At 65.0% G+C, this 17184-nt stretch carries 14 protein-coding genes; 5 read left to right on the top strand and 9 right to left on the bottom strand.

All coding sequences use genetic code 11. The features are described 5' to 3' along the window. Positions 1-133: 133 nt before the first annotated feature. Positions 134-1267: an IS200/IS605 family element RNA-guided endonuclease TnpB gene (gene tnpB / locus CON76_RS00800; protein ID WP_101101148.1), complete on the top strand. Its 1134-nt coding sequence runs from the start codon at positions 134-136 to the stop codon at positions 1265-1267. A 71-nt stretch (positions 1268-1338) separates the two neighbouring features. Here tnpB and maiA read toward each other — a convergent pair whose 3' ends face one another. The 4 genes from maiA to CON76_RS00780 form a co-directional block, all read right to left on the bottom strand. Continuing rightward, positions 1339-1977 carry a maleylacetoacetate isomerase gene (maiA, locus tag CON76_RS00795; RefSeq protein WP_101101146.1) on the bottom strand — a complete coding sequence of 213 codons (639 nt, stop codon included), beginning with the start codon at positions 1975-1977 and terminating at the stop codon, positions 1339-1341. Next, complete coding sequence (locus CON76_RS00790) at positions 1974-2675, bottom strand: fumarylacetoacetate hydrolase family protein (RefSeq protein ID WP_101101144.1); 702 nt, start codon at positions 2673-2675, stop codon at positions 1974-1976. Before CON76_RS00790 ends, maiA begins: the two co-directional genes overlap by 4 nt. 79 nt (positions 2676-2754) lie before the next feature. Beyond that, complete coding sequence (locus CON76_RS00785; protein ID WP_101101142.1) at positions 2755-3810, bottom strand: cupin domain-containing protein; 1056 nt, start codon at positions 3808-3810, stop codon at positions 2755-2757. A gap of 33 nt (positions 3811-3843) precedes the next feature. Beyond that, positions 3844-5067: a 3-hydroxybenzoate 6-monooxygenase gene (locus CON76_RS00780; RefSeq protein ID WP_101101140.1), complete on the bottom strand. Its 1224-nt coding sequence runs from the start codon at positions 5065-5067 to the stop codon at positions 3844-3846. A 163-nt stretch (positions 5068-5230) separates the two neighbouring features. On the opposite strand from CON76_RS00780, the gene CON76_RS00775 reads away from it, so the two are divergent. The 4 genes from CON76_RS00775 to CON76_RS00760 all read left to right on the top strand — a co-directional run bounded on the left by CON76_RS00775 (position 5231) and on the right by CON76_RS00760 (position 8259). Next, positions 5231-5560, top strand: a complete 330-nt coding sequence (locus CON76_RS00775) for a hypothetical protein (RefSeq protein WP_145995284.1) — start codon at positions 5231-5233, stop codon at positions 5558-5560. A 67-nt stretch (positions 5561-5627) separates the two neighbouring features. Continuing rightward, positions 5628-6122, top strand: a complete 495-nt coding sequence (locus CON76_RS00770; protein ID WP_101101135.1) for a MarR family winged helix-turn-helix transcriptional regulator — start codon at positions 5628-5630, stop codon at positions 6120-6122. Positions 6123-6140: 18 nt separating this feature from the next. After that, positions 6141-6929: a nuclease-related domain-containing protein gene (locus CON76_RS00765; protein WP_101101133.1), complete on the top strand. Its 789-nt coding sequence runs from the start codon at positions 6141-6143 to the stop codon at positions 6927-6929. A gap of 46 nt (positions 6930-6975) precedes the next feature. Then, complete coding sequence (locus CON76_RS00760) at positions 6976-8259, top strand: glutamate-5-semialdehyde dehydrogenase (protein WP_101101131.1); 1284 nt, start codon at positions 6976-6978, stop codon at positions 8257-8259. 29 nt (positions 8260-8288) lie between these two features. On the opposite strand, the gene CON76_RS00755 is transcribed toward CON76_RS00760, so the two are convergent. The 5 genes from CON76_RS00755 to dnaA all read right to left on the bottom strand — a co-directional run bounded on the left by CON76_RS00755 (position 8289) and on the right by dnaA (position 17044). Continuing rightward, positions 8289-8645, bottom strand: coding sequence for a zinc ribbon domain-containing protein YjdM (locus CON76_RS00755; RefSeq protein WP_101101129.1), 357 nt, complete (start codon positions 8643-8645; stop codon positions 8289-8291). A gap of 40 nt (positions 8646-8685) precedes the next feature. Next, positions 8686-9978, bottom strand: a complete 1293-nt coding sequence (locus CON76_RS00750; protein ID WP_101101127.1) for an HD-GYP domain-containing protein — start codon at positions 9976-9978, stop codon at positions 8686-8688. A 17-nt stretch (positions 9979-9995) separates the two neighbouring features. Next, on the bottom strand, positions 9996-14354 hold the full coding sequence (locus tag CON76_RS00745; RefSeq protein WP_205758149.1) for a DNA gyrase subunit B: 4359 nt from the start codon (positions 14352-14354) through the stop codon (positions 9996-9998). An 86-nt stretch (positions 14355-14440) separates the two neighbouring features. Next, positions 14441-15550 (bottom strand): DNA polymerase III subunit beta, encoded by a 1110-nt coding sequence (gene dnaN / locus CON76_RS00740; RefSeq protein ID WP_101101126.1) that lies wholly within the window; start codon positions 15548-15550, stop codon positions 14441-14443. A gap of 93 nt (positions 15551-15643) precedes the next feature. Beyond that, entirely contained in the window at positions 15644-17044 is a 1401-nt protein-coding gene (gene dnaA / locus CON76_RS00735) for a chromosomal replication initiator protein DnaA (RefSeq protein WP_101101124.1), read from the bottom strand. Between the last annotated feature and the right edge of the window lie 140 nt (positions 17045-17184).

Here is a 17184-nt window from a genome sequence, read left to right as displayed (position 1 = left end):
AATCTGTGCGGGAAACCCCGGCCTTCATGCCGGGGAGGGATAGCGCGGCTTGCACAGCAAGCCCCTGTTTCCGCTCCTTTTTAGGTTGGCTATCTTCTGGGTGGATGGGGTGGTTTTCGTGTAAATTGCACACATGGACATCAAGCGCGCATACCGCTTTAGGTTTTACCCAACGCCCGAGCAAGAGGTCATCCTCGCCCAGACGTTTGGTTGCGTGCGCTTTGTCTACAACCACATGCTGCGCCTGCGCAGCGAGGCGTGGGAACAGCGGCAGGAACGGATGGGCTACCACGACACGTCTGCCGCGTTGACGTTGCTCAAAAAGCAGCCTGAATACGCGTGGCTCAACGACGTGTCCAGCGTGCCGTTGCAGCAGGCGCTGCGGCATTTGCAAACGGCGTTCGGCAACTTCTTTGCCAAACGCGGGCGCTATCCGCAGTTCAAGCGCAAGGGCAGCCACCAGTCGGCGGAATACACCGCCAGCGCGTTCCGCTGGGATGGTCAGGCGCTCAAACTGGCGAAGATGGACGCACCGTTGGATGTGCGCTGGTCGCGCCAGATTCCGCAGGGTGCGAAGGTGACGACCATCACGGTATCGCAAGACGCGGTGGGCCGTTACTTCGTTAGCCTGCTGTGCGATGACGTAGTCTGCGCCAAACCCGAAGTAGCAGAAAAAATTGGCATTGACTTGGGCCTGACTCACTTCGCCATCCTCTCCACGGGCGAGAAGATTGCCACGCCCAACGCTTTCCGTAAGCACGAGAAGAAGCTGGCCAAACTCCAGCGCCGACTCGCCAAAAAGAAGAAAGGCTCTAAAAGCCGCACCAAAGCGCGGCTCAAAGTTGCCAAACTGCACGCCAAGATCGCCGACATCCGCAAGGATTTCACGCACAAGCTCTCGACCCGACTGATCCACGAAAACCAAGTGGTCGCCGTTGAGGCGCTGGGCGTCGGCAACATGAAGAAGAACCGCAAGCTCGCCAAGTCCATCGGTGATGCTGGCTGGGCCGAGTTCGTGCGCCAGCTTGAATACAAGGCCAAGTGGTACGGCAGAGAAGTGGTCAAGATCGACCGCTGGTACCCGTCGTCCAAGCGTTGCAGCGACTGCGGGTACACGGCACAAAAGATGCCCTTGAATGTGCGGCATTGGACATGCCACGACTGTGGCAGCAGCCACGACCGGGACATCAACGCCGCACGCAACGTACTGGCCGCCGGGCTGGCGGTGTCAGCCCGTGGAGAAGCTGTAAGTCCTGTGTCTCGTTGAGGCATGGGCGGGGTTCTGTGAAGCGGGAATCCTCGCCATTCATGGCGAGGAGGATGTCAAGCGCCGGTGGCTCAGGCGGCGTCGGGTTGTGCCGACGGTGCGGCCTGGGTGAAGGCTTCGAGTTCGTTGCAGGCGGCTTCCACGGCCATGATGAGCGGCCAGCGGCTCAAATCGACCTTGAAGCGGCGCGCGCTCTCGATCTGCGGCACCAGGTAGCAGTCGGCAATGGTGGGCGTGTCGCCGTAGCTGAAGCGGCCACGGTGTTGGTCGGCGGCCAGCAGGGCTTCGTAGGCGTCAAAACCAGCGGTGATCCAGGTGCCGCACCAGGCGTTGACGGCGTCGTCGTTGGCGCCGAATGTTTTGCGAATGTATTCCAGAATGCGGCGGTTGTTGATGGGGTGGATGTCGCAACCCACAATCGCGGCCAGCGCGCGCACCTTGGCGCGGCCATCGGCGTCGGCGGGCAGCAGGGCCGGGGTGGGGTATTTTTCTTCCAGCCATTCGATGATGGCGGGCGACTGGATCAGCGTTTGCTCGGGCGTGACCAGTGCGGGCACCAGCTGCTGCGGGTTCACGGCCTTGAACTCGTCGGTCAGGTGCTTTTCCTTGCCCAGGTGCACGGCCAGGTATTCGGTCTCGATGCCCTTGAGGTTGAGCGCAATGCGCAGGCGGTGCGAGGTGCCGCTGCGCCAGAAGTTGTAGAGCTTCATTCCGCCGCCCCCACGGTCAGGGCCACTTCGCCCACGCCCGCCACGTGGCCGGTGATCTTGTCGCCCGGCACCACGGCGCCCACACCTTCGGGGGTACCGGTGTAGATCAGGTCGCCCGGTTGCAGGTGGTAGAACTGGGACAGGTCGGCGATGATCTCGCGCACGTTCCAGATCAGCTTGTTGACGTCGGATTTTTGCTTGGTCTCGCCGTTGACTTCCAACGCAATTTCGCCGCTGTCGATGATCTGGCCTTGCATCGGCACGATCTCGGAGCAGACCGAGGATTGTTCCAAGTCCTTGCCCAGATCCCACGGGCGGCCCTTGTCGCGCGCCACCAGTTGCAGGTCGCGGCGTGTCATGTCCAAGCCCGTGGCGTAGCCGTAAATGATCTCGTGGGCGTTGTCGGCGCTGACGCGAAAACCCGCTTTGCCAATCGCCACCACCATCTCCATTTCAAAGTGGTAGTTCTTGGTTTCGGGGGGGTAGGCGACTTCTGAGCCGCTTTGCACCAGCGTTTGGTACGACTTGGTGAAGTAGAACGGGCGCTCGACCGATTTGTCCACCGGACGGCCCATTTCCACCGCGTGGGCGTGGTAGTTGCGGCCCACAAAGAACAGGCGGTTGATGGGGAAGCGTGCGTCCTGGCCACGGATGGGCAGGGATTGAACGGCGGGCGGGTTGAACAGGTATTGGGTCATGATCGCTAAATATGGGAGAGGGTAAACGGCAACAACCGGAGCCACGCGCAGGCGGCTCCGGTGGCAAGGTTAGCGCAGATTAACCACGGTTCTCGTACACGCCCAGCTTGCGGTGCAGCGGGGCTTCATCGGCCACGAACAGGAAGGCCGGTGCGTTGGCGGAGCGGTTGGTCAGCGTGACGGCGGTGTAGCCCGGCACGGCGCAGGTGTCGGCTTCGGCCAGTGTGAAGGCTTGGGCTTCCACGCTCACGTCGGCGCTGCCTTCGATCTGGTGGAACACCTGGGCTGGCGAGCGCGCCGGCAGGCGCAGGGTCTGGCCCGGGCGCAGCATCAGGGCGTAGAAGCCGAGGATGTTTTCCGCATCCTTGCCGGTTTCCGGGTTGATGTAGGTGACTTGCACGCATTCCTGGTCTGGCAGGTCGGCGGCGATGGACTCCAGCGCGGCCTTGGCGTCGGCCCACGGGTAGCGCAGCATGGGGTAGGCCTTGTCGGCACGCTGGAACACGGTGGTCGGAGCCACGCCGCCACGGGCGTAGGACTTGGCGCCCTGGCCCGGTACCACGGTCTGGCTTGGCACTTCCTCGTGGTACGAGGCTTCGATGTAGTACACCAGCGGCAAATCCAGCACGTCCAGCCAGATCACCGGCTGGTCGCCGTCGTGGCCGTGTTCGTGCCACAAGCCGGTGGGGGTGAGGATCAAATCGCCACGGCTCATGGGGCATTTTTCGCCGTTGACCAGTGTCCACGCGCCTTCGCCTTCCACCACCATGCGCACGGCGTTGGGGGTGTGCTTGTGGGCCGGGGCTAGTTCGCCGGGCAGCAGCAGTTGCATGCCCAGGTACATGGCGGCGCTGGCCTGCATCTTTTCCAGGCCGTGGCCGGGGTTGGCCAGCACCAGCACGCGGCGCTCGGCCTTTTCGATCGGGGTCAACTCGCCGGCCTTGAGCAGCAGCTCGCGCAGCTTGGCGTAGGGCCAGTGGGTCGGCTGGGTCTTGCGCGCCGGCACGTGCGGCGGCAGCACGGCGCGCAGGCTGGGCCACAGGGGCACCAGGTTGTGCTGGGTCAGTTCGTCGCGGTAGTCCTGCGGCAGGTCTTCCAGACGGCCCAGGGTGTCAAAACGGCCAGTGTCTTGCATCTTCGTGTCCTTTAACGTGACAGGTGACGGGTATCAGCCTTGTTGCAGGCAGTTGTTGACGTTCCAGCCGTACAGCCACTCGATCGCGTCGTAGAAACGCTCCTGCGTGCGGCCCTTCCACAGGCTGTTGCGGATCAGGCGCTCCACGCCAGCGGCGTGGTACAGGCGGCCCATCTCGCGGCCCGACAGCACGATGCGGCCGGTGCGGGCGATGCGGTTCTTCTGGTACAGCTGCAGCGCGGCGTCCCAGTCGGCCGAGCCATCGGCCTGGCGGGTCACGCGCAGGGCCTCACCCAGCGTCACGGCATCTTCCATGGCCATGCAGGCGCCTTGGGCCATGTACTGGGTGGTGGGGTGGGCGGCATCGCCCAGAATGGTGGTGCGGCCAAAGACCCAGTTCGGGATCGGCTCGCGGTCGGCGGTGGCCCAGCGTTTCCAGGTCTCGGGCAGCTCGATGAGCTGGCGCGCCTTGGGGCAGATGCCCTGGAAGTAGCTTTCCACTTCTTCCTTGGAGCCGTCAGTTACGCCCCATTGTTCCTGCTGGCGGCTGTGGAAGGTCACCACCACGTTGTACTGCTCGCCGCCACGCAGCGGGTAGTGCACCAGGTGGCACTTGGGGCCGGCCCACAGGCTGGCGGCGTTCCACTTCAGGTCTTCGGGGAAGTCGGCCTTGTCCACCACGGCGCGGTACACCACGTGGCCGGTCACGCGCGGCGGGTCGTTCACGTACTGGGTGCGCACCACGCTCTTGCCGCCGTCGGCGCCGATCAGGGCCTGGCCGGTCCAGCGCTTGCCGTTCTGGTCGATGGCGGTGACCACCTTGGTGGCCTCGTCCTGCTCGACCTTCTCGATGCGGGTGTTGGTGAAGAACTCGACGCGGCCGGTCTCGACAGCGCCTTCGAGCAGCGACTTGTGTACGTCCACGCGGTGGATCACGGCGTAGGGGTTGCCAAAGCGCTGGCGGAAGGCCTCGCCGGTCTCGATCTTGCCGACCAGGGTCTCGTCGAGCGCGTCGTGCATCACCATGTAGTCGGTGTAGACGGCGCGGCCACGGGCCTTTTCACCCACGCCCAGGGCGTCGAAAGCGTGGAAAGCGTTCGGGCCGAGCTGGATGCCAGCGCCAATCTCGCCAATCTCGGGGGCTTGTTCAAACACCTGCACCTGGAAGCCCTGACGCACCAGCGCCAGCGCCGCGGCCAGACCACCAATGCCACCGCCGGACACCAGCACGGGAAGTTGAGATTGCTTGTCGCTCATTGGGTTGCTCTCCATGTTTCAAAAGGGGGCACCGACACAACGTCAGTGTACGTACGATCAGTATAGTGACAATTTAACCGAGCTACAAGCCCAGTGCAACAGGGTTTTCCCGAAGGTGTGGCGCTGGTCTTGCGCCATGCGCGCAAATGCCTACACTGTGGGCATGTTAAAACCGACCGCTGTTTCCGTGTTGTTGTGCGTGGTGGCCACGCTGGCCCAGGCGCAAGGTGCGCCAGATGCGCTGCTGGAAGGCTGCAACGCCTTGCCCGACGCGGGCAAGCGGCTGGCGTGCTTCAAGGCGGCGGCGCAGTCGGCGGCTGTCCCGGCAGAGAGCCGCCAGATCATGCCCGGCGGCGCGCTGCCCGCGCGCCCCGGCAACAACGACAAGGACTGGGTGGGCAACGCCACCATGTCGCCCGACGGCTCGCGCAGTTACAGCTCCGACCGCATCAACGGCTACCAGCGCGTGTGCAACCAGTTTGGGTGCCGTTGAGGCGGCGCTGGAGGCCGCTGTGGCGCTTGCAGTGTTGGCGTAAGCATCGCCTGCCTAAAATCAGGGCATGAGTTCAGCACCAGACACCGCGCCCGTCGCACAGGCCACGGTCGATATCAACACCCAGCCGGGGCACGCCATCCGGCGCTTGCACCAGATTGCGGTGGGCGTTTTTTTGCACGAAACCCACACCCACGGCATCACGCCGGTGCAATACGCCGCCTTGCAGGTGGTTCACAACCAGCCGGGCATTGACCAGCGCACGCTGGCGCGCACCATTGCGCAAGACACCTCCACCACCGCCGGGGTGGTGAACCGGCTGGAACTGCGCGGCCTGCTCACGCGCAACACCACGCCCGAAGACCGCCGCGTGCGCCAACTGCACCTCACGCCCGAAGGCGAACAACTGCTGCAAGGCCTGGTGCCCGACATGTTGCGTGCCCAAGAGCTGATGCTGGCCCCGCTGACCGAACAAGAACGCCCCGAGTTCATGCGGATGCTGCTGCGCCTCATCACCGAAAACAACGCCCTCAGCCGTGCGCCCGGTGAAGTGGAAGCCTGACACCCCAGGCCCCGCCCGGTGCTGCTGAAATCCGCCGACGACAAAACCCAGCGGTTGGCGTTTCTGGCCGCACTGGCCCGGCGTTTGCCCGACGGTGAGGCGCGCCAGTGGGCCATCGACCAAGCCTTCCGCACCCGCAAAGGCTGGGAGGGCGAGCAGGTGTCGGCGCTCTACCTCGACCGCTGCTTTGCCGACAGCCCCCACCACGTGTTGCTGCACGACTTGCGCCTGCGCGTGGGCCACGAAACGGCGCAGATCGACCACCTGCTGCTGGGGCGCCACTTCCAGTGCTGCCTGCTGGAGACCAAGCACTACGGCGGCCAGTTGCACATTGATGCCCGTGGCCGCTTTGATGTGTACTACGCCGATGGGCGACACTTTTCACCCGAGCGCCAGCCGTTGGAACAAAGCCAGCGCCACGCGCGCCTGTTGCGGCAGGGGCTGGCGGCTTTGGGCGTGGCCGGGCGCCTGCACCGCAGCCCGGCGTTCCAGCACGTGGTGCTGCTGCATCCGCACACGCGGGCCGATTGGCCCACCCAGGCCCGCTGGGGCCGCAACGCGGGCATCCTCAAGGCCGATCAACTCACGCCCGAGCACCCGCTGCTGGCACAGCCGCAAGGCTGGTGGGGCGGTTTGCGCGGTTGGCTCAACCAGTGCAGCCGTACCACCTTGTTGGACTGGGGCCAACGCCTGCTGGCCGCGCACCAGCCCGAAGACCCTTACCGCCTGCCCGACTTCATCACGCCGCCCGCGCACGCCGTGCCTGCCCACCGCCCGCGCCAACAGCGGCACAATGCCAGCCATTGAGTCACACAGGGCCCAGCGGCCCTTTTTTCTGGATGGAGATTGAACCATGAGCACCCCTTCGACCGTTGAACTGATGCACACCCTGGGCCAGCAGGCCAAGACCGCCAGCGCCCTGATGGCCAAGGCGGGTGCGGCCACCAAAGTGCGCGCCTTGCGTGCGCTGGCCACCTTGCTGCGCGCCAACGTAGACGCGTTGCAAACCGAGAACGCCAAAGACCTGGAACGTGCCCGCGCCGCTGGCCTGAGCGAACCTATGGTCGATCGCCTCAAGCTCACGCCGAAGGTGATCGAGACCTGTGCCGAAGGCTGTGAACAACTCGCGGCCATGCCCGACATCATGGGTGAAATCATCGGCATGAAGCAGCAGCCCAGCGGCATCCGCGTCGGCCAGATGCGGGTGCCGATTGGCGTGTTTGGCATGATCTACGAGAGCCGTCCCAACGTCACCATCGAAGCCGCGTCCTTGAGCATCAAGAGCGGCAACGCCTGCATCCTGCGTGGTGGCTCCGAGGCCATCGACAGCAACCGCGCTTTGGCCGCGCTGGTGCAGCAAGCACTGGTGCAAGCAGGCTTGCCCGCCGAGGCGGTGCAACTGGTGCCCACCACCGACCGCGAGGCCGTGGGCCAACTCATCACCATGCCCGCTTACGTGGATGTCATCATCCCGCGCGGTGGCAAGGGCCTGATCGAGCGCATCAGCCGCGAGGCCAAGGTGCCCGTCATCAAGCACTTGGATGGCAACTGCCACACCTATGTGGACGATCCGTGCGACATCGACATGGCTGTGCAAGTGACCGACAACGCTAAAACGCAGAAATACAGCCCTTGTAACGCGACTGAGAGCCTGTTGGTGGCGCGTGGCGTGGCCGCCGACTTTTTGCCGCGCATGGGGGTGGTGTTTGCGCGCAAGGGTGTGGAAATGCGCGGCTGCCCCGAAGCGTTGCGCCTGTTGGCGACCGTGGCCCCGGCGGCGTTGCTCAAACCCGCCACCGAAGCCGACTGGAGTGAGGAATACCTGGCCCCCGTCATCAGCGTCAAAGTGGTGGCAGGGGTGGACGAAGCCATCGCCCACATCAACCGCTATTCCAGTGGCCACACCGAGGCCATTCTGACCACCGACCACCGCCACGCGCAGCAATTTTTGCGCGAGGTCGATTCCAGCAGCGTGATGGTCAACGCCAGCACGCGCTTTGCCGATGGCTTCGAGTACGGCCTGGGTGCCGAGATTGGCATCAGCACCGACAAGTTCCACGCCCGTGGCCCGGTGGGCGTGGAAGGCCTGACTTCGCTCAAGTACGTGGTGCTGGGCGAGGGCGAAGTGCGCGGCTGAACCCGCGCTGGCACAACGCTTGGGCTGCGTCAGGCCTTTTTCAGGAACCCCGACTTGAGCAGCAGGCTGCCCAGGTCGGTTTTGCAGTCCACGTTGTGGCCATCGGCACCGTCCACCAGGCGAATGCTTTTGATCTTGGTGCCTTTCTTCAGCGTTGCGCCGGCGCCTTTCACCTTGAGGTCCTTCACCAGGATCACGCTGTCGCCGTCGGCCAGCGGGTTGCCGTTGGCGTCGCGCACCACGCCGTCGCCTTCGGTGTCGTCGTCGCTGGTGGCAGCGGCGTTGGCGGGCCATTCAAAGCCGCAGTCGGGGCAGACCAGCTGCGTGCCATCGGGGTAGGTGTTCTCAAGGCCGCATTGCGGGCAGGGGGGCAGGGTGTGGGGCATGGTGTGGGGCTGATTGGGTGGGATGGGTGCCGGGCGTGGGCTACGCCATGGGTGCTTGCTGGGCCGCCAGGCGCAGGTTGCGCTCCAGATCCTGGCACTTGGCCAGTAGCTGTTCCAGATTGACGCGCACTTTCACCTCGTCCACCGCCACGCTGCCCTTGGCCTCGCAGGCGGGGTCGTGGGTGTCGCGCAGGCTGGGCTGGGCCATGGGCAGGCCCTTGGCGTTGACGATGGCGTAGGTCCACGGCGTGTTGGCGCGTCGGCCCCGGCGCACTACGATCGCCACCTCGCCCGTGACCAGGCGCACGTAGCTGCCGGGCAGGTACATGCCCAGTTGCTTGACGAACAGGGCGCCAAATGCGGTCGGCTTGCCATCGGGGCCCAGGTACACGTCGCGCGCCACCATGTGCGGCAGCAGGCCCCGGCGGCTGGCGCGCGGGCTGATGCGGGCCACGAACACGTCGGCGGCTTTCAGGATGCCGTGCGCCATGTCCTGCACCGGCTTGCCCGCCGGGTAGCCAAAGCCGGACTCGTTCTCGTGGTGCTCCTGCACCAGGCGCAGCCATTCGGCGTCGCGCACTTCCAGCTGGCGCAGCAGGGCAGCACCGGTGGTGGGGTGCTGGTGGATGGCCTGCTTGTGCTCGGGCGTCAGCGGGCCGGTGTGCTGGGTCAGGTGGTCTTGCAGCTGCGCCATGCCGATGTTCATGGTCAGCGCGGCGCGGCGCAGCGACGCCAGCTCCAGCTCTGCCATGCCCGCCGCGCTGGCCACCAGCTGGCACAGCACGGCGGCCATCAGGGCGTGGGCGGCGCTGTAGCTGTGGCGTGCCGCCTGGCCGCGGCGTTCGCTCAGCAGCTGCACCAGCACCAGCAGGCTGTCGTCGGGGCGGGTCTGCAGCAGGTGCAGCAGGTGCGTCTCCACGTCCTCCAGCCGCTCCACAAACGCGGGCCGCTCGGTGGGGCGGTGCAGCAGCTGGGTCAGGGCGCGGTGCAGCTCGTGCCAGCCTTCCAGCGGGTCGTCGCTCCAGCCGCCGCGCGGCTCGTCCTCGATCACGTCCAGCCCCTTGAGGTCGGTGGGGGGCTTGATCTCGGCAATGCGCTTGAGCGAGGTTTCCTGGCGCACCAGGCTGTCGAGCTGGGCCGAGTAGGCGGTCTTCCAGATCCGGTACTCGCGCGTCAGCACCGTGGGGTTGCGCGTCAGCGTGAGCTGGCGCTGCTGCTCGCTGGTGACGACCTCGCCCCGGCGCAGCAGCAGCACCTTGCCGTCGGAGTCCCAGATGTTGATGGGCACCGGAACCTTGAGTTCAAGCAGGCCCGGTGGCAGCGGCATCAGCATGGCCCTGGCGCTCCTGGTCAGATGTCGATGTTGCCCGCGCGCAGGGCGTTGGTCTCGATGAAGGCGCGGCGCGGCTCCACCTCGTCGCCCATCAGCATGGTGAACACCTTGTCGGCCTCGATCGCGTCCTCGATCTGCACCCGCAGCAGGCGGCGCACGGCGGGGTCCATCGTGGTTTCCCACAGCTGCTCGGGGTTCATCTCGCCCAGACCCTTGTAGCGTTGGCGGGCGGTGGTGCGCTCGGCCTCGGCCAGCAGCCACTGCATGGCCTGGCGGAAGTCGCTCACGCGCGCCTCCTTCTGGCGCTCGCCTTCGCCGCGCAACACCTTGGCGTCAGTCCCGAGCAGGGTGCCAAAGGTCTGCGCCGCTTCGGCCAGCACGGCATAGTCGGCGCCATGCACAAAGTCTTGCGTGATGACGCTGCTCTTGATGTTGCCGTGGTGGCGGCGGCTGATGCGCAAGATGGGCTTGTCGGTGCGCACGTCAAACTCGGCGCTCACCTCCGCCGGGATGCCGGTGGTGTTGAGTTCACGCAGTTTGGTTTGCAGCGCGGGTGCGCAGGCGGTGGCTTCGTCCAGTGTGTCCAGGTTCAGCGCCACACCGTCGGCGATGGCGCGCAAGGCCTCTGCGTCCATGAAGTTGCCCAGGCGCGCAATCACGGCCTCGCTGAGCTGGTGCTGGCGTGCCAGCGTGGCCAGCGTTTCGCCTTCCAGCACCGTGCCTTGTGCCGCATCGGTCACGATGCGCGCGTCCTTGAGCGCCACCTTGAGCAAATAACCGTCCAGTGCGGCGGCGTCCTTGAGGTAGAGCTCCTCCTTGCCGTTCTTGACCTTGTACAGCGGCGGCTGCGCAATGTAGATGTGGCCGCGCTCCACCAATTCGGGCATCTGGCGGTAGAAGAACGTCAGCAGCAAGGTGCGGATGTGCGCGCCGTCAACATCGGCATCGGTGTTGTGGCAGCACAGCCCGCCCATGCCGGCCACAAAGTTCTCGTCGCCTTCGACCGAGAAGTCGTACACCATGCCGTTGCTGGCCGCCACCGGCTCGATGCTGGTAATGGGCAGTGCCATCAGATCGCCACCGATGCGCTCGAAGCGGCGGTTCTTGCCGTTGCTGGCGGGGGAGGCCAGTGTGGTGCGCAGGGCGTCGGCGTTGGCGTGATCACCCCAGACGGGTTCCAGCAACCGCAGGTCTTCCTTGGCACTGACGCTGATCGTCCAGTACGGTTGGCGCGTGATGCACGGCTCGCCCCGCACGCTGCGTTCCACCCCGTCGGGCTGGTAGTGCGACAACGAGGCCACCACACCCAGCGAACCCAGCAGGTACATCAGGCCGCTGGCCAAGTCGTACGACGACGTGGTGAACGACACCAGCCTCTCCGACATGGAGCCATCGCCCAGCAGGTAGCCACGCAGGAAGGCCAGGCGCAGCGGTTCGCTTACGTTGAACACCACATCCGGGATGCGTTTGCTGGCCGAGGTGGTGCCTTCGTCAAAGCCAAACAGATGCTGCCATGCCAGCGCGGCCACACGGTTGACCAGCTTGAGTTCTGCGGTGCGTTCGTGCTGTTCGTACAGGATGGGGCTGTGCCCAAACACATAGCCAAAATGCTCGGTCATCTCGTTGGCAAAACGCTGGTTGCTCGCGCCAATCGCCAGCCGCACGCCGTTGCGCACCGAGCAGGAGCCTTCGGCCACGTAAAAACCCAGCAGGGTCATCAGGTGCGTATCCACCGCCACATGGCGCGGCAGGCCACGGTCGGCGTGGTGCTCGGGGGTGAGCGTCAGGTCGTCGCGGCTGGCAAACCAGGCTGCATCCGCCGCGCCGAGTTCGGACAGGCGCACGCGATCGCGTACCAGATTGGCTCCGGAGGGGCGCCCTGACTGGCTCCAGAGCGCCTGCAGGCGGCTGGCACCGACGGAGACTTTTTGCAGGTACTCGTCCTCGTTGGCCCCCACGGCGCGCAGGTAGGCGGTGTAGTGCTGCACGGTGGGGCGCGAGGTGCCGCGCTCCCAGGCGTAGAAAGTCACCGGCTGGCGGATGCCGACGGCGCTGCACAGCTCGGCGTTGCTGACACCGCTGGCGCGGCGCTGTGCGGCCAGTTCGTCGCGCACATCGTCGGGAATGTCCACCCGGGGGCTGGTCAGGTCGTCACCTTCGCCGTGGCGTGCCAGTACTTGGGCCCGGAACCAGTCTTCCACCGCCGGACCGCGCAGCCAGATCTGCTGGGCCGCCTCGGGCACCGCCCACAGGCGTTGCAGCAGATCCAGCTGGGCGGGGGCTTGTTCTGGCAGACGCAGGCGTTGCGGGGCCACCACCTGGTCGCCCACGCGCAGCTCATCGCCGCGCTTGAGCTTGACGGCGCCGTCCTCATGCACAAACACGCTGTGGCTGGAGGTCACGCGCACCGTGCGGCCATAGCTGGTGCGCACGCTGTACAGGGTTTCGTCCAGCGGGTGGCGGATCACGGCCTTGATGGGCTTGAACCGCACCTCGTGGTTGTCCACGCCAAAGCACAGTACCTCGCCCAGCGGGGCGTCTTTGACTTTAGCCACACCGTGTGCGTTTTCAACCGCACCGTGCTGTACCAGTGCTGCATCGATGAAGGCACCGATGCGCACCATGCGCGCCCCTTGGTCGCCGTCGCGCACAAAGACGTGGTCATCACCGTCCACGCTCATGATGATGATGCGGTGGTAGCGCAGCTTGTCGATGTTGAAATCGTCGGCGCCACTCTTGGCCTTGGGCGCAAATTCATCGGCGCTGGTCTTGCCGATGCCAGTGCCCAGGGCGGTGATGAGGGTGAGGATCTCATTGCTGGACAGCAGCTTTTCGTAGCGGGCCTTCTCGACGTTCAGGATCTTGCCGCGCAGCGGCAAAATGGCTTGGAACTTGCGGTCACGCCCTTGCTTGGCCGAGCCACCCGCCGAGTCGCCCTCCACGATGTAGATCTCGCACAACGACGGATCTTTTTCTTGGCAGTCGGCCAATTTGCCGGGCAGGCCCATGCCGTCGAGCACGCCCTTGCGGCGTGTCATCTCGCGCGCTTTGCGGGCGGCCTCGCGGGCGCGGGCGGCTTCCACAATCTTGCCGCACAGCAGCTTGGCATCCTGCGGGCGCTCTTCCAGGTACTCGGTCAAGGCTTTGGCCACGATGTCTTCCACCGGGGCGCGCACCTCGCTGGAGACCAGCTTGTCCTTGGTCTGGCTGCTGAACTTGGGTTCGGGCACTTTGACCGACAGCACACAGCACAGGCCTTCGCGCATGTCGTCGCCGCTGACCTCGACCTTGGCCTTCTTGGCCAGCTCGTTTTGCTCGATGTACTTGCCGATCACGCGCGTCATGGCGGCGCGCAGACCCGTCAGGTGGGTGCCGCCGTCGCGCTGCGGGATGTTGTTGGTGAAGCAGAGCACGTTCTCGTTGTAGCTCTCGTTCCACTGCATGGCCACTTCCACGCCGATCTCGGTGCCGGGGATGCCGCCGTAGCTGTCCGCCGGGCGCGTGCCGGTGGCGTAAAACGCGGTCGGGTGCAGCACCTTCTTGCCCGCGTTGATGAATTCCACAAAGCCCTTGACGCCGCCGGCGCCGGAGAAATCATCCTCCTTGCCGCTGCGCTCGTCCTTGAGACGAATGCGCACGCCATTGTTCAAAAAGCTCAGTTCGCGCAGGCGCTTGGCCAGGATTTCGTAGTGGAAATCGTGGTTCTGCTGGAAGATGTCGGTGTCGGGCAAAAAATGGACTTCGGTACCGCGCTTTTCGGTGGAGCCGGTCACACGCATCGGTGACACCTCCAGGCCGTTTACCTGCTCCAACAAACGGTTTTGCACAAAACCGCGCGCAAACTCGATTTGGTGCACCTTGCCATCGCGGCGCACCGTCAGGCGCAGCCACTTGCTCAGCGCGTTGACGCAGCTCACGCCCACGCCGTGCAAGCCGCCCGAGACCTTGTAGCTGTTCTGGTTGAACTTGCCGCCCGCGTGCAGCTCGGTCAGCGCAATTTCGGACGCGCTGCGCTTGGGCTCGTGCTTGTCGTCCATCTTGACGCCGGTCGGGATGCCGCGGCCGTTGTCGGTCACGCTGATGGAGTTGTCCGAGTGGATGGTGACCACGATGTCGTCGCAATGCCCGGCCAGTGCCTCGTCGATGGAATTGTCTACCACCTCAAACACCAGGTGGTGCAAACCCGTGCCATCCGACGTGTCGCCGATGTACATGCCGGGGCGCTTGCGCACCGCTTCCAGCCCTTCCAAAATTTGGATCGCACCTTCGCCGTAGCCGTCCGATGCGCCCGCTTGGTGCGCGTCAATGGTGGGCTGTTGGGTGGTGAAAGCGTCGGTGGCGGTGGGCTCGGAGCTGGTGGAATGCGGGTCGGTCATGGTCGGGGGTACGGTATCGCTGGTGAGAGGGTAAAACGGCGCGACACCGCCACGAGGGGGCGGGCCGCACCGGTCGGCAAACGCCGTCAGATGCGCATCGGCATCACCACGTACTTGAAGTCGGGCTGGTCGGGGTTGGTGATGAGCGCCGAGGAGTTGCCATCGGCCAGCTCCAGCCGCACCATGGCTTGGCCCATGTTGCCCAGCACGTCGAGCAAGTAGGTCACGTTGAAGCCAATTTCAATGCTGGGGCCGCTGTACTCGATGTCGAGTTCGTCCACCGCCTCTTCTTGGTCGGTGTTGTTGGACACCACGCGCAGCACGCCCGGCTCCAGCAGCAGGCGCACGCCCTTGAACTTGTCGCTCGTCATGATGGCGGCACGTTGCAGCGCCGCTTGCAGTGCGGTGCGCCCCAGCAGAATCACGTTGGGATGGTTGCGCGGAATGACGCGGTTGTAGTCCGGGAACTTGCCCTCCACCAGCTTGGTGACGAACTGCATGCCGTCCAGCGTGAAGCGGGCCTGGTTGGCGGCAAACTGCACCTGCATCGCACCTTCCTTGTCGCTGAGCAGGCGTTGCAGCTCCAGCACGGTCTTGCGCGGCAAAATCACTTCTTGGCGCGGCATTTCCACGTCGAGCTCGGCGCTGGCAAAGGCCAGGCGGTGGCCGTCGGTGGCCACCAGGCTCAGGCGTGTGCCCTCGGTCACGAACAGGATACCGTTGAGGTAGTAGCGGATGTCGTGCACCGCCATCGCAAACGAGACCTGGCCCATGAGCTGGCGCAGCGTCTTTTGCGGCAGGCTGAACTCGGGGCCGAAGCTGGGCGCCTCCTGCACCAGCGGAAAGTCCGCCGCCGGCATGGTTTGTAGGGTAAAGCGCGATTTACCGCCCTTGAGCAACAGGCGCGATTGCTGCGACTCCAGGCTCACCAGCTGGTCGGCGGGCAGGGTGCGCAGGATGTCGATGAGCTTGCGCGCGCCCACGGTGGTGGTGAAGGCCTCGTCGTCGCCGCCCAGGTCGACCTCGGTCTGGATCTGGATCTCGAGGTCGCTGGTGGTGAGCTGCAGCAGGCCGCCGGCGGTCTTGCGCAGCAGCACGTTGGCCAGCACCGGCACGGTGTGGCGGCGCTCCACAATGCCAGCCACCGCCTGCAAAGCGGCCAATACCTTGTCTTGGGTCGATTGGAAAACGATCATGTGTGTGGACTTCTCAAGCGGATAAAAGGGTCGGGAAAAAACGGAGTGCGGGTGGTCTGACATTGTCCCGCGTTTTGGTGTCGGTTCGGGGGTCTAGCCGCGCAAGGTCTGCTCCAGCACGTGCAACTGGTGGTTGAGCTCGCTGTTTTTCTTGCGCTCGGTGGCCACCTTGCGCACCGCGTACAGCACGGTGGTGTGGTCGCGCCCCCCAAACAGCTCGCCAATCTCGGGCAGGCTCTGGATGGTGAGCTCCTTGGACAGGTACATCGCCACCTGGCGTGGAAACGCGATTTTGGCCGGTCTGGCCTTGGAGTGCATGTCGGCAACCTTGATCTTGTAGAAGTCGGCCACGGTTTTCTGGATGCCCTCGATGCCGATGTGTCGGTTCTGGGTCGCCAGCAGGTCCTTGAGCGCCTCGCGCGCGAGCTGGATCGAGATCTCCTTCTGGTTGAAGCGCGCGTAGGCCAGGATCTTGCGCAGCGCGCCTTCCAACTCACGCACGTTGGAGCGCACGTTCTTGGCCACGTAGAACGCCACGTCCTCGGGCATGCGCGCGCCTTCGGTGTCGGCCTTGCTCATCAAAATGGCCACGCGCATGTCCAGCGCCGGTGGCTCGATGGCCACCGCCAGCCCGGAGTCAAAGCGCGACACCAGGCGCTCGTGGATGTCGGCCAGCCCCTTGGGGTAGGTGTCGCTGGTCATGACGATGTGGCTTTGCTTGGTCAGCAGCGCCTCAAAGGCGTTGAAGAACTCTTCTTGCGTGCGTTCCTTGTTGGCAAAGAACTGGATGTCGTCGATCAGCAGCAGGTCCAGCGAATGGTAGCGCCGCTTGAACTCGTCGAAGGTCTTGCGCTGGTAGGCGCGCACCACGTCCGACACGAATTGCTCGGCGTGGATGTAGAGCACGCGCGCCTGCGGGTTGTCGGCCAGCAGCTGGTTGCCGATGGCGTGCATCAGGTGCGTCTTGCCCAGCCCCACGCCGCCGTAGATGAACAGCGGGTTGTACATGGCACCGGGGCGCTGTGCCACGTGCCCGGCGGCGGTGCGTGCCATGTGGTTGGCCGGGCCCTCGACCAGGGTGGCAAAGGTGAGCGCGGGGTTGAGGCGGTGGCGGTGCTCCTCGCCCTTGGGCTGGGGCGCGGCGGCCACGTCGGGCAGTTCGGCAAACACCGCATCTTGTGGACGACGCGCGGGCAGCACGCGGCCCGGCACGGGTTCGCGCTGGGCAATGGCCAGCTCCAGCGCCACCGGGCGCCCGGCCACCTCGTGCAGCGTGGCGGTGATCTTGCTGGCGTACTGGGCCCGGATCCAGTCCATCTTGAAGCGGTTGGCCACCAGCAGCGTGACCTTGTCGCCGTCGAGCGAGACCTTGGCCACCAGCGGGCGGATCCAGGTGCTGAACTGCTGGTCCACCATCTCCTGCGCCAGACGGTCTACGCAAGCCTCCCACAAGTCGGGGCCTTCGGGTAAAAGGCTGGGCTGGCGCATGGACATGACGGGCGGCGGGGCAGAAAAAAAGGGAGGGAAGGGGGACGCCGGGCTGTGGACAGTAGGCCAGAACAGGGCACCGATTGTAGTGCCCCGGTGCAAGTTATGCACAGGCTTTGTGGATAACTTCAGGGCAATCGCATTTA

Origin of the sequence: Macromonas bipunctata (assembly GCF_002837135.1) — a bacterium.
GTDB lineage: Bacteria > Pseudomonadota > Gammaproteobacteria > Burkholderiales > Burkholderiaceae_C > Macromonas_A > Macromonas_A bipunctata.
Note: the sequence above shows the minus strand (reverse complement) of the source record. Positions and strands in the feature narration are given on the sequence as shown.